The following is a 13,772-nucleotide window of genomic DNA, read 5'->3' on the forward strand; positions in this document are numbered from 1 at the left end:
CTTGGGTATATGACACCGGTAGAGTTTGAGAATAGGCAAAAGAACGAGGCTTTGATTTCTACTAATTTATATGCTTGACTTAATGGGGGGCATTACAAACCGTTTCTGTTTCTGCGGAACCGGCGGCAAACTATATAACAAACCGTTTGTCAATCGGGCTGTCATATCCTGGGATAAACGTTAAGTACGGATTCTTAAACAATCTTGCGGTTGATTTGCACTATCAAGGCAGCACTATTGCAGGTATTGCCGGGGCAAGGGCTCTCTATTATGTTCTTCCCACGAATACTATCATCCCTTATCTAGGCTTGGAAGTTGATTATCTGCAATACAAAAACCAGCAGAGTAATGATTGGTCGATCACAGGGTCATATGTTGGCGCGTTACTTGGCATAGAATATTATTTCTCACGAGCGTTAAGTATTTGCACGGATATTGGGTATGGGAATATGAGTATGGCGAGTACAACAGTCAGTGATGTTTCGTATATTACGGACAAAATAATTGCAAATATCGGGTTGAACTGGTATATAACCGTACCGAGGAAAGATAGTGGCAAATGAGGATATTGTCATGAAGATAGTAAAACTTGTTTTATTCATATCGTCGCTGTGTTTGCTTGCGGGTAATTTGTATTCCGCAACGTTTTCGTTAGGGATGCCTGCTGCTGTAGAGCAGGCAGGAAAAGAGTTTGAAGCGATTATTGAACAAAAACAGCAGGAACGTATTAACAATACCGCACCAGCAGCGCCTGTGTTGTATGATTTCACAAGCCCGGATACCGACGGGGATTATGCAGTCCGTTGGAATTCAGTTACTAATGCGTTAAACTATATTTGCGAAGAGGACGATAATAATAGTTTCGACAGTCCGGTGACGATATATTCCGGCGCAAACACGTCGTATGATGTTGTTGGGAAATCAACGGGAACTTACTATTACCGTGTGAAAGCCACGAACAGTTACGGCAACAGCGGGTGGAGTGATGCGAAGTCAGTAACCGTGGCTATTAATTTGTCTATCCCCACGGGGATGGTATTTGTAACAGCGGGAAATTTTACAATGGGTTCGATTTCTATATTGATCAACGAACAACCAATTCATACAGCGTATCTTGATTCTTATTATATAGACAAATACGAAGTTACTAATGGACAGTATAAACAGTTTATAGACGCGGGTGGGTACAGTACACAATCATACTGGATCACCGACGGGTGGATATGGAAGTCGAGTTATAGCGTTACTAAACCGAAATATTGGGATGATACAACTTATGGTTATACTGCAACCAATGGTCCCAACTTGCCTGTCGTGGGAGTGAATTGGTATGAAGCGTGTGCATACGCGAAATGGACAGGAAAACGGTTACCTACGGAAGCGGAATGGGAGAAAGCAGCACGGGGAACTGATGCCCGGACGTATCCGTGGGGTAACACATGGTATCCCAATTATTGTAACTGGTATGACACTTCGCCTGTATTGGGTAATAGTGATGGGTACACGTATGCTGCGCCAGTAGGAACCTATGAAAACGATAAAAGCCCGTATGGGTGTTACGATATGGCAGGAAATGTGTCTGAATGGTGTAACAATTGGTATGAGACATATTCTACTGGAACAGTAATCAATCCTACAGGTAACACTACGGGTTATTACCGTATAATCCGGGGTGGGAGTTTTTACAACTACGGTAACATCATCTGCCGGTCTGCGTTTCGGGGACTCAGCTACCCGATCTACATGTACGTCTACTTAGGTTTCCGTTGCGCGAAATCTGTAAACACAGCAATACCTTCTGCTCCAAGTGGCATGAAGACTACTACACTTTCTTCCAGCACTATACTTGTTTCGTGGACTGATAGTTCAAACAAAGAAGTTGGATTTCAATTAGAGCGTAAAGTATTAGGTGGGAATTATAGTTTAATTCAAACACTAACACAAAACACTACATTTTTTTTGGATTTCCCTTTGATAGCAGCTACAATCTATTATTATCGGGTATTGGCGTATAACCTGAACGGGAATTCTATATATTCGGCGGAAGCTAATGCAACAACACAATCATTCAGTAGTAATCTTACGGGAATGGCGTTGATAGCAGCAGGAAGTTTTACAATGGGGTCGAGTTCGTCAACTAGCGAACAACCAATTCATACAGTTTATCTCGACGCATACTACATTGACAAATACGAAGTGACAAATGGACAGTATAAACAGTTTATAGATGCTGGGGGATACAGGAACTCATCATGCTGGACGACAGAAGGCTGGGATTGGAGAATGAGTAACAACATTACGCAACCGAATTACTGGACAAGCTCTACTTTTGGATATGTTGCAGTAAATGGTCCGAACTTGCCAGTTGTGGGAGTGAGTTGGTACGAAGCGGATGCATATGCAAAATGGGCAGGGAAACGGTTACCGACGGAAGCGGAATGGGAAAAAGCTGCACGTGGAACAGATCAGAGGATGTATCCTTGGGGAAATATATGGTACACAAATTATTGCAATTGGCATGATGGAACAAGCGGGGATGGAAGTCAAGATGGATATAAGTATACCGCTCCGATAGGTAGTTATGAAAACGGGAAAAGCCCGTATGGGTGTTATGACATGGCAGGCAATGTGAGCGAATGGTGCAACGATTTGTCTGGTACATATCCTAGTGGAACAGTAAGCAACCCTTCGGGACCCACTACGGGTATTTACCGCGTGCTTCGGGGCGGGTCTTGGGAGGGCGGCGTCTACGAAAGCCGGTCTGCCTATCGTTACCTCTCCAACTACCCGTACCATAACTTCGACAACTTCGGCTTTCGTTGCGCGAAATCAGCCAATCCGTAATATATATATTATCAACTGACAGATTACATATTAGAACAAGTTGTCTTTAGCCGGTGTAGTATACAAAGTGGTGTACTTAGTATGCATTACAAAAAGGATGGATACAAACTATGAAGATAGTCATATCAATGGCACAAGCTTTTCTTTCACAAACTCCCAGGCATTATCAATATCGTACTTTATCTCAGGCCGAATAAGCCCTGTCATATCATTACGGAAATCCATATTCTTAAGCTTAGCTTCTACGTTGTTAATCAACTCAACCCGCGAAATTTTAGATAGCGTTAGATTTATATAAGAATAAAACGCTTTTACTATTTTAGTTAGCTCCGGTTTTTTGGTTTTTATTGCATACCATAGATCAAACAAATCTCTGCCCTTTCTTCGCTGGTACAACGCCCTTATTTTGGTACCTAATAATTCTTCAAGTGTATACGTCATAACATGTGTTTTCCCAGTGTACCATTTCGATTGAACTTCAAGCGGAACTGGCTCAATTATAAAAGCTGGAACATGTTCCCGGCAATTAATCTCAATTTTTAGTTTCATTTGTATAACTGGCGGAATTTCAGAATCGTAAAAAAGGGTCAAAACATTATTCATGTTTTTCTGTTCCCTTTTTATCTTGCCACCTGTAAAAGACAATTTCTTTAACCTGTCAAAAATAGGCCCAATAGGCGCAGCTTTTATCTGTACCAGGTCGATATCTTCAGAATATCTTGCCGCAGGCTTTAAATAAAGCTTGTGTAACGCTGTCCCTCCCCTGAAAGCAAGGTTATTGCGTAACATATCGTCATTAAATATTTCAACCAAAAACCTGCTTATTACCAAGTCCTGTTCCACTTGTTCGTTAGTTTTCCAGGGTGCGGTTTCCCGCCAGGAGTATATATCAGCTCGTGGTATCATTTCTCGGATTCCAAACTTTCATTTACAATTATTTTCCAGCGGTTATTGCGTTTAAATTCAGCTGATTTATTCATTGGATTCAATGCAATACTCCGGTTGATTCTTTTCCCATACGCTTTCCATACTAAATCTGCCACAGTTTTTTTTCGTAAAATAGTTTCCAGTATATATCCCAACCGCTGAACAACTGACAGCGGTACATCTCCCGGCCCTAATTTAGTAATTTCATGTTTATCAAATTTAGATGTCATATCGCCAATAATTTCAACAACCCTATTCAATCCGCCAACATATTTATTTAATTGAAGCAAGTCTACGGCTGTAAGTACCGGACCTGATATTTTAATGTACCCGCTATCTGTCTTTCGTTCTTCTAACCCTTTTATATTGCCACTGTTTTTGCTAATAAAATTAATCTTTAAATTATTTACGTTAATCATTCTCATGGACGGTTTTGAAGTAACAACATATAACTCCTGGGGTTGTTGGTGTGAAGAACCGTGGAACACTGCAGCGGTAAGTAACCCAAGATAATACCTTCTTTTTAAATAGCCCATTAAATCATCAATAAAAAGGTATGGCGACAATATGCCATTAGTTGAATATTCCGGAGGTATTATTACGTAAAAACCATTGATTACAGAAATGACTTTTTTTCTTTTAGCCAATCGGAACAATGCCATTCTTATTGCGGAATGTTTCTTATTGAACTTATCTATTATTTCATGCAATGCAAAGGAATACCTGCCTTTGGATTGGAGGTTCTCAATATAATCTAACACATAATTATACATTTTTCATCTTCCCTCTGATATTGTATCATAATGTCTGCTATTTCATACACAAAGTGTATATAAACGCAGATGTTGTGTCAAGCTTGTGTTTAACAATAATTTATCAATGTTATGTGTTAACCCAAGCGTGTATGTGAATTAACCCGGTGCTTTGATCCACTATAATATATTATATGTACATTAAGACACTGTTTGAAATGATTGAAAAATGAATTGAGAGGTGTGTCTATAACTTGGTTTCTAACGTTTTTTCTGGTTGGATAAAGGGGGGAATATTTACAAAACACGCAACATAGTGATTTGATATTAAAAAGAATTACTGGTATAATGTTATACGTACCTGGAGGAATATGGTTGTTATAAAAAAATATTCTACTAATACAAGTTATGATGCTGAAGATAGATATTTACTAACCCATCAACGCAGTGTTTGGCAACAGTTGACCCCGCGGGAACGTTTACGCCGTTCATGGGTCTTGCGTAACAGGTTGATAAATATCCGCGGAATACATGATACCAAACTTTTTCCACACACTTAACCAGTCAAAAATACGGTACGTACTTATCAGCGGGCAAATGCAAAATAACTTCATAAATTATCCCACTTTACCTTAAAAAATAAATCCAGGGCTGCGCATAATTAATTCGAAGGTAACAATAAATATTGGATGGGTCAAATCAGCAGGTTATTTTGCAGTATTGACATTAGTGAATTATATGTTTATACTAAAAAAAGGAAAGAATGGTTTATGAAAATAACTGAGTTGTTCATATTAGCTATATTGGTAGCTGTGATTAGCACACCTGCCGAGGCGGTTCCTCTGCAAATAAATTTTCAGGGAAGGTTGACCGATAGTGCGGGGCAGCCGCTGACAGGTATGTATACAATATCATTTGGTTTATATGACACAAATACCGGTGGAACAGCGAAATGGGCTGAAACACAAAATAGTATTTCAATGGTTAACGGGATGATAAACGTAGTTATAGGAAGTTCAGTAACGGTTACGCCGGAAATCTTGTCTGCAGGTGATTTATGGCTGGAAATTAAGGTTGAAAATGATATTCTTCAGCCACGGCAAAAACTTGTGTCTTCGCCCTACGCAATCGCCGCAGAGAATAGTAATAAACTAAGCGGCCGTACGTACGATATGTTTTTGTCAACTGGCGGGGGTACAGTCAATGGGCCAGTGATTATCCAAGGTTCCGGTACGGTTTTGCAGGTTGTTGGCGTGTCTTCGTTTACCGGTGTTATGACGGTTAATTCAGTGTACAACCCAACAGTTCCTCGCGGAGGAATTATTATGTATTCAGGTGTATGGAATTTTGATGCTAGCGGGTTAGGTACTGGCGTTTTATCAGGCTGGGCGTTGTGTAATGGTAATAATAGTACACCAAATTTAAGCGAAAAGTTTGTTATGGTATCCACAACTTCTGCGGGGCAAAACTCTGCAGGCGGTAATCTTACGCATTCTCATTCATTGCTGAATACTGAAGTATTTTTTGGGCCGCAGACCGGTGATGTATCGTACATCTCGCCAAACGGAGGACGGAGAGTGTCGTATAGTAATTCTGCTGCCGATATGTACGTGTCAAACAGTAGTACTCAACGGGTTGGGTATTCGGGAAATACACCTGCGGCTTCAGATACAGCTATACAGAACCTTACTCTCGACACAGCAGCTGTTACATCGACGGTTAATCACCAACCGCCTTTTTTCAAACTAGCGTTTATAATGAAACTATAATATTTATCAAAGGATTATTTTAAAGTTATGAACTCAAAACAGCGTGTTTTAACAACATTTGCGTCAAAAGTGCCGGACCGCGTACCCGTGAATTATTTTTCAAATCCGGGGATTGATGCGCGGTTAAAACAGTTCTATGGGTTAAAACCTAATGACGTTGAAGGGTTGCGCATAGCGCTGGGGGTTGATTTCCGTGGGATCAACGCGCCTTATCGCGGGGCTAAATTGTATGAGGATATTCCCGCACGCGGGGTGAAGGTTGATAACTGGGGTATACACCGCCGCTGGGTGGAACATACTACCGGCGGGTACTGGGACTTCTGTGATTTTCCTCTAAAAGACGCGGATGAGCATACTATTGCCGAGTGGAGGATGCCGTCCCCTGATGATTTTGATTATTCAAAAATTGAGGAGAACGCAAAACAGCGGTATGGGCAATACGCAGTGTTTACCGGTAGTGCAGGGTTTGGGGATATTATTAACGCTAATGGTATGATCCGCGGGACTGAACAAACACTGGTTGATCTTATTACCAACGATCCTGCGGGGTTATTGCTAGCACAGAGAAGAGTGGATGTACAACTTGAAATCATACGCAGGACGTTAGTAGCTGCAAATGGCGGGATTGATTTTCTGTGGATCGGTGAGGATCTTGGCAGCCAGAACGCGCAGATAATCAGCCGTGAACTTTATCTTAAACATATACGCCCGTTACACAAAAAGTTTGTTGACCTCGCAAATACGTTTGGTATCCCTGTGATGATACATTCCTGCGGGTCAAGTAGCTGGGCATACAACGATTTTATTGAGATCGGTATCAAGGTTGTGGATACCCTTCAACCGGAAGCTAAGGATATGGCACCGGAGTACCTCAAGAAAAGTTTTGGCGGTAAGTTAGCGTTCCACGGGTGTATCTCCACCGCAGGGCCTGTCGCAACGGGTACTGTTGATGAGGTTGTCCGGTACTGCCGTAAAACTCTTGAAGTAATGATGCCCGGGGGTGGGTACTGTTTTGCGCCAACACATCAGTTACAGGATAATTCGCCAACTGAAAATGTTGTGGCAATGTACGATACTGCTAAAAAGTACGGGGGATACTGACCCCCACTCTTTTTAAAACCTATTTAGTATTTCGCAAGAGTGAGAGTGAGCGGCTTCCATTATCTTTGTGTGTCCCGCAAGGACGAGTATGAGCGATTTCAATCGTTTTGTCTGCAAAACGATTATTGAGCGAATACCGTCCTTGCGGGATACTTAATAACTGCTTGTTTACTTTTAATAAAATAAGTATGATTATTATCAAATAATTATCTTTTTTAATGGAGGGTAAACATGCAGAAGTACACGCGGTCACTGGTAGTCAGTGTAGCAGCAGTACTTGTTGTTTGTATTAGTTATACGGTAACGGATATGATAATCTCACGGTCGTTTGTTCCATCATGGGTATCAAATACGTTTAAACAAAAGAAGGTAAAGAAAAAAGTTGTGCCTACTCTCGTGAAATTTATGTCCTATAAGTCCGCAATGAATAAAACGCAGAAAATTAATAAGCCTGTAATGGTAGACGTTTATACTGACTGGTGCGGGTGGTGTACGCGTCTTGATGAAACCACGTATAACGATAAAAATGTTGCGGCCTTGTGTAAAGATAAGTTTTATTCCGTAAAAGTTGATGGCGAAACTCCGGATGGGAAAAAGTTTTGTGCTGCACATAATATCCAAGGGTTCCCTACAATCATGTTTATCGACAGTAAGGGTGTTGAGATTGACCGTATAGTAGGATACCTCCCGGCGGAAGTGTTTATCCGGGAACTTAATAAAATTGTTGACGGTAAGAAAACTTTTAGTGCGCTTAAGGAGTTGGTAAAACAAACACCCGAGGATGGCGAGGTTTTGTGTCTTCTAGGTAAAGGGTATATGGAACGGGAGAATTATAAGGACGCTATTGGATTATTCGAGAAAGCAGGGATCCTAAATTATCCGGGTAAGAATGTTGAAGAAATTGAGTCATCAATAATTAGTTGTAATTTAGGCTTGAAAGAAAATGTTAAAGCGCTGGGGTTAGCGGAAAAGTTTATTGTCAAGAATCCTACATCAACGACGGTAATATATATGTACCGCGTATGCGCGTATATTCACAAGAATAATAAGGATTATAAAAAAGCTATTCCCTATGTTGAAAAAGCGTTTAAGCCGCCGTATTCGTTTAAGGAACTTTCTGCTATCTACGGTTTGATGGGTGATAAAAAAAATCAAGCTCTGCAGAAACAAAAGTTTGATGAGTTTATGAAAACCCAGAACGCGTTGAGACAGCAGCAACAGCAAAAACAGCAGCAGCAGCCTGCTAAGAAGGGAAAGTAGTTAGTAATAAAAAAATAGTGGATGCATGGAATAACCGCTGTACTGCCTGCATTTAACGAGGCAGAAAATTTGGCGTTTGTTGTAAGTGAACTAAACGCAACATTATGTTCAGCTGTGCGTGAGTACGAAATTATTGTTGTGAATGACGGTTCTTCTGATAATACCGCCTCAGTTCTTGCGGAGCTACAGAAAAAATATTCTTTACTCAAAACTATTAGTTTTTTAAGTAACCAGGGATACGGGCGGTGTTTTTGCGCTGGGGTACATTCAGCGAAGTATGAGTATGTGCTTTTCACGGATACTGACGGGCAGTTTGTGTATTCTGACCTCCTGAAAATATTGCCGGTATCACCGGAAGTTGATGCTTATCTCGGGTATCGCGTTAATAAACAATACGGTATACTCCGAAACTTGTGTTCCAGGATATTCAACTGGTTAATCCGTATAGTATTTGGTTTAAAAGTACGGGATATTAACTGCGCTGTTAAACTATACAAAAAAGGTGTGTGTATCCCGGATAAACTTATTTCCCGCAGGTTTTTTGTTAATGCTGAACTCCTTATAAGATTACACTCCCGGGGTTGTGTTGTTCATGAATTTCCGGTTACTCATCGTCCACGGAAAACAGGGGTTTCAACCGTAAGATGTATTGAAGTATTGAATACTTTTATCGATGCTGCGAGGTTTGTCCAAAGCCGTGTGTATGAAAAAAAGTGAGTTATTACCGGTTAATAAAACTCGATTGTCAATGATGCGAGGTGGTTATTCCCAAAGGTTTTTACCGGTGAGTACGCGTAGTCTAGGCGGAAGTTTGAGATTTTTATTCCACCGCCTAACGTGTACGTTCCAACTGCGGTATTGTATCCCGCTCTAAGGGTTATCACCCGGGTTAATGCGTACTCGCTGCCTGCGGAGTAGGTTATTGTATTGTTAACACTTACCGCATCGGCGGTTATTATAAACCGTTCGTCTTTACTTAGTTTTGATATCCCCGCACGGAGAGTTAACGGTACAAGCGTTTCTCCCGGTAACTGGTATGGTTTGAGTAACTGCGAGTAGTTCTGCAGGGTAGCGCCTATCCGTGTGCTTGGGTTTAACCGGAAAATCGCGCCGGTATCGACCGTGAGTATTTGTGAGTCATACTTCTCTACTAACGTGCTCATAACGTATTTTAGGTTTAGCCCGAATGTAAGTTTACCCCCGGGGTTATGCGCTATACTCGCTACTACGGCGGTATCTTTCTGCGCTACTACTGTCCCAAACCCTGTGATACTTTCCGTACCGGTATCAAAAAGTAAGGCGGTTATGCCCGCAGTTGTTCCTGCAACGCTTTTTCCGGAGAGTTTAAAAACGTAACTTACAGCATCATATTTTGAGTTAAACATTGCAATATGGTGTGTAACGCATAACGCGCTTACTGTTTTGTCGTTACGCCGTATCCCCGCGGGGTTCGTAAAAATGTTTGGGATCCCTGAAAAAAGGGCGGTACCTGCGGATCCAAGGGAGTATGTTTGCGCGTTAATCATCGAGGTTAAGGCATTTAGTTCTGCGTATAGGGCTAGCGGAGTGTATGATAGGAGGATAAGTGTTGCTAAAAGTAGTGAGATAAACCTCTTCATCATCGTAAGACTACTACTTTCCGTGTAATGACTGCCGTACCGTCGGTGATTACTATTACGTATGTGCCGGAATTAACTTTTGTGCCGTTATCATCCGTGGCATCCCACTGGAATTCCATGGTATCCCCGGTATTTTTGCCGTTGTATATTAACTTTATCCTGCGCCCGGTGAAGTCATAAATTTCTGTTACTACATCGCTTTCACGCGGGTTGTAAAGTACTGTCATCAACGGCGCGGAGGAAGTTACAAAATTATTTTTTATCTTTACCTCGCCGTCAGTGGCTAGCGTGTCGTTATACGCTGCGTTGTTGATATTAACTACGATACGCTTATTCGCGGTATGGTTAACGGTATCGTATACTATGGCTTCCACTGTGGAATTACCGTCTTTAGTTTTAGTGGTATCCCAGTAACACTCCCACGGCGGTGTGTTAATAATCGTTAATAACTTTTTTGCGCCATAAAAGAGCACTTGCGCAATGCCTTTATCGTCAGTAACGGATACCGTGATTTTTGTGGTACCCCAGATTATTTGTCCCGGGGTGGGGTTAAGCATCGTTATTTCCGGTGCGCTGTCCGGTGTAACTGCTGCGATAAAATATTGGTTTACCTGGTTCGCGGATAATGGTGCGTAACTGCGGGTGGAGGGTGTTATATCGTATCCTTGTTTTACTGCAGTAACATCGTAATTCCCGGGGGGTAAGGTTCTGAATTCATAGTATCCTTCTGAGTTGGTGGTATAGGTACCGTTGACCGTGCCGGTAAGGGTAACTACTGCACTGTCAACTGCAGCGCTTTGGCCATCCAGGACATAACCTTTTATTGTGTAGGTAACTGTGCTGTATGTGGCGGTATAGTTTTGGGTGTCACTATTACCCTCAAGCGGGGTGTATGCCCTGTTTGACGGTGTAAAAAAGTATGAGGGTTTGGTTAGTATTACATAATAATTTCCAGGTAAGAGATTTGTGAACTCATAATAGCCTGTATTATCAGTACTCGCAGTGCCGGAGTTTGAGCCCGTAAGTGTTAGTGTGACACCCGTAACCGCTGTGTTATTACTTGTGCGGACATATCCTGTTATGCGGTAAATAATTGTACTGTACGTACCCGTAAAGGTTTGGTTTTCTTGGTTGCCCGTAAGCGCGGTATACGTTTTTTTACCCGGAGAAAATGAGTAGGATTGTTTTCCCGGGGTTAACGTATAATTCCCGGAGGTAAGCCCCAAAAATTCGTAGTACCCGGTATCAGAAGTTGTGTATGTGCCTGTAGAACTGTCGGTAAGGCGTATAGTTACTGAAGATATACCGGTACTTGTAGCGCTGTCGCGGATGTATCCTTTGATATAATAACCTGTTTGTGTGATCGTAGTATTTACTGCGGTAAAGTTTTGGTTTGCCTGGTTTGCGGTTAACGGGTTATACGTTTTGTTTGCCGGGTCAAATTCCCATAATATCCCGTCGGGGGTGAGTGTGTAGTTCATACCTGAAATTATGCCCGTAAATTGGTAGTAGCCCGTACTGGTTGTCGTATAAGTCCATGTGCTGGGGGTTAAACGCAAAGTTATACCCGTAACTCCGGTACTGCTTACTGTCCTCACATAACCGTTGATATTATAAGTTACCGGGTTGTACGTACCAATATAGTTTTGGGTGTCCTGATTCGCGGTAATTGAGGAGTATGTTTTTGATGACGGGGAAAAGTTGTAGTCCGTTTTTAATGGTATCACCGCATAATTACCCGCGGTGAGTGCCGGGAATTCGTAGTATCCTGAATTATCGGTGATTGTACTTCCGGTATTCGATCCGGTTAAGTTTATTGTTACCCCGGAAATTGCGGTACTACCTGATGTTCTAGTGTATCCGCGGATATAATAAGTTATCCCGGCAATTGTGCCGGTAAAGTTTTGGGTGTCCTGGCTTGCGGAGAGGTTGGTGTAACTTTTATTTGACGGAGAAAAGGTGTAGCCTGTTTTCCCGGCGGTAACCGCGTAGTTGCCACTGGGGATGTTCAAAAATTCGTAGTACCCTGTACCCGTAGTGGTATAACTTCCTGTCGAAGTGCCGGTAAGGTTTACCGTAACGCCCGTAATTCCCGTAGCGGTGTTGTCACGGGCATAGCCTTTAATATAAAACAATGTTTTTGTGAGCCCAAAGTTTACTGTTGTGGTTGAGTTATACAGCGTTGTCATACTTGCACGGGTTGAGGTTGTGTAGCCCGTAGAAGAAGCTTTGAGGTCATAGGTTCCTGTGGGTACCCGTAAAACGTAATTCCCGGATGTGTCGGTAAGTGTTGAATTAATTGTTATCCCTGATATCTGTGTTTCCACCATAACGCCAATAAGGTTTGTGCCGTTAAGCGTAGAGCTTGTTTTCCCGGTAAAGTAGCCGTAGCATGTGCCGGTAAAGTTTTGGGTTTCCTGGTTTGCGGATAGGCTAAGAAAGGTTTTACTTACCGGCGAGAATGTCCAGTTTGTGCCGGTTGGTTTTAGTAAATAATTGCCGGTGTTAAGATTAGTGAATTCGTAGTAGCCCGTAGCCGTAGTTATGGCAGTTTTGTTTGCGTCACCGCTTAAGGTTACTGATAACCCCGGGATTGCGGTACCGCCTGTATTACGTATATATCCTTTGATTGAGAATACCGTAGGGGTGTATGTACCGGTAAAGTTTTGGTTTTCCTGGTTTGAGGATAACGCTGTGAATGTTTTTGAGGACGGATTAAACCCGTAGTCAGTTTTTGTGGCGGTAATGCCATAACTTCCCGAGGGTAAGTTAAGAAATTCGTAGTAGCCCGTGGAGTCTGTGGAGTACGAACCTGTACCTGTCCCGGATAAGGTTAAGGTAACGCCGCTGATGCCGGTACTTGTGTTGTCACGTACATAGCCTTTAATATAGTAATACACGTATCCGTATTTTGTGATAATCACGTCAGTAAGGCCGGTGTTGATATTACCGTCCAGTGCGCCGCCGGTACCGCCGGAAAGATAAATGTTATTGCCGGTATCCACTGCGATATCGTCTGCGTTGTCATTTTCTGAGGTGCCAAATTGTTTAGTCCACTGTTTTGTCCCGGCGGAGTCAAATTTACTGAAGAAAATGTCAAGTGCGCCGGAGCCAAGATTACCGTCAATCCCGGGGGTTGTGCCGTAAACAGAGTATGTCATTGCGGCGCGTTGTTTTGAGCTCGCAAGTTTTTGCGCAGGTTCGCCGTCAATCGGCGCTTCCGGCGGAATGCCTGTGGTGCCGGAAGCATAAACGTTACCCGCGGAATCAGTGGTGATGCCTCCTGATATTTCGGTATCCGCGGAACCTACCATTCGTGCCCATTGTTTTGTACCCGAGGAGTTGAATTTTAGTAGTAATAGGTCGGTTATACCGGAGAACGGCTGGCTGTCATACGATTTTGAGGCTGTGCAGTTGAGGTACACATTTCCCGAGGAGTCTAATGTTAGCGCGGAAGATGTGTCATCATCTGTGGTACCAAATACTTTTGTCCATTGCTT

General features: G+C 42.4%; 11 protein-coding genes. 7 read left to right on the plus strand and 4 right to left on the minus strand.

Annotated features, from left to right (window positions below):
* Positions 1 to 146: 146 nt before the first annotated feature.
* Together WC955_11230 and WC955_11235 are read left to right on the plus strand one after the other, a co-directional pair.
* Positions 147 to 563: a hypothetical protein gene (locus tag WC955_11230; protein MFA5859621.1), complete on the plus strand. Its 417-nt coding sequence runs from the start codon at positions 147 to 149 to the stop codon at positions 561 to 563.
* Positions 564 to 573: 10 nt separating this feature from the next.
* Positions 574 to 2,844 (plus strand): SUMF1/EgtB/PvdO family nonheme iron enzyme, encoded by a 2,271-nt coding sequence (locus tag WC955_11235; GenBank protein ID MFA5859622.1) that lies wholly within the window; start codon positions 574 to 576, stop codon positions 2,842 to 2,844.
* A 120-nt stretch (positions 2,845 to 2,964) separates the two neighbouring features.
* Here the strand turns inward: WC955_11235 and WC955_11240 are convergent, their stop codons facing one another.
* Together WC955_11240 and WC955_11245 are read right to left on the minus strand one after the other, a co-directional pair.
* Positions 2,965 to 3,657, minus strand: coding sequence for a nucleotidyl transferase AbiEii/AbiGii toxin family protein (locus tag WC955_11240; protein ID MFA5859623.1), 693 nt, complete (start codon positions 3,655 to 3,657; stop codon positions 2,965 to 2,967).
* A gap of 89 nt (positions 3,658 to 3,746) precedes the next feature.
* Positions 3,747 to 4,544, minus strand: a complete 798-nt coding sequence (locus WC955_11245) for a type IV toxin-antitoxin system AbiEi family antitoxin (GenBank protein MFA5859624.1) — start codon at positions 4,542 to 4,544, stop codon at positions 3,747 to 3,749.
* A gap of 350 nt (positions 4,545 to 4,894) precedes the next feature.
* Between WC955_11245 and WC955_11250 the strand changes: the two genes are divergently transcribed.
* From WC955_11250 to WC955_11270, 5 genes are all read left to right on the plus strand, one after another.
* Entirely contained in the window at positions 4,895 to 5,083 is a 189-nt protein-coding gene (locus WC955_11250; protein MFA5859625.1) for a hypothetical protein, read from the plus strand.
* 210 nt (positions 5,084 to 5,293) lie between these two features.
* A complete protein-coding gene (locus WC955_11255; GenBank protein ID MFA5859626.1) occupies positions 5,294 to 6,292 on the plus strand; it encodes a hypothetical protein in 999 nt (332 codons plus the stop codon).
* Positions 6,293 to 6,319: 27 nt separating this feature from the next.
* Positions 6,320 to 7,393: a uroporphyrinogen decarboxylase family protein gene (locus tag WC955_11260; protein MFA5859627.1), complete on the plus strand. Its 1,074-nt coding sequence runs from the start codon at positions 6,320 to 6,322 to the stop codon at positions 7,391 to 7,393.
* A gap of 231 nt (positions 7,394 to 7,624) precedes the next feature.
* Positions 7,625 to 8,653 (plus strand): thioredoxin fold domain-containing protein, encoded by a 1,029-nt coding sequence (locus WC955_11265; protein ID MFA5859628.1) that lies wholly within the window; start codon positions 7,625 to 7,627, stop codon positions 8,651 to 8,653.
* Between the two features lie 21 nt (positions 8,654 to 8,674).
* Complete coding sequence (locus WC955_11270; protein ID MFA5859629.1) at positions 8,675 to 9,370, plus strand: glycosyltransferase family 2 protein; 696 nt, start codon at positions 8,675 to 8,677, stop codon at positions 9,368 to 9,370.
* Between the two features lie 11 nt (positions 9,371 to 9,381).
* On the opposite strand, the gene WC955_11275 is transcribed toward WC955_11270, so the two are convergent.
* Both WC955_11275 and WC955_11280 read right to left on the minus strand, forming a co-directional pair.
* Complete coding sequence (locus WC955_11275; GenBank protein MFA5859630.1) at positions 9,382 to 10,275, minus strand: hypothetical protein; 894 nt, start codon at positions 10,273 to 10,275, stop codon at positions 9,382 to 9,384.
* The coding region (locus WC955_11280) for a carboxypeptidase regulatory-like domain-containing protein (GenBank protein MFA5859631.1) at positions 10,272 to 13,772 on the minus strand (3,501 nt) is incomplete at its 5' end. The genes WC955_11280 and WC955_11275, both read right to left, overlap by 4 nt.

Source organism: Elusimicrobiota bacterium (genome assembly GCA_041658405.1).
Lineage (GTDB): Bacteria > Elusimicrobiota > UBA5214 > JBBAAG01 > JBBAAG01 > JBBAAG01.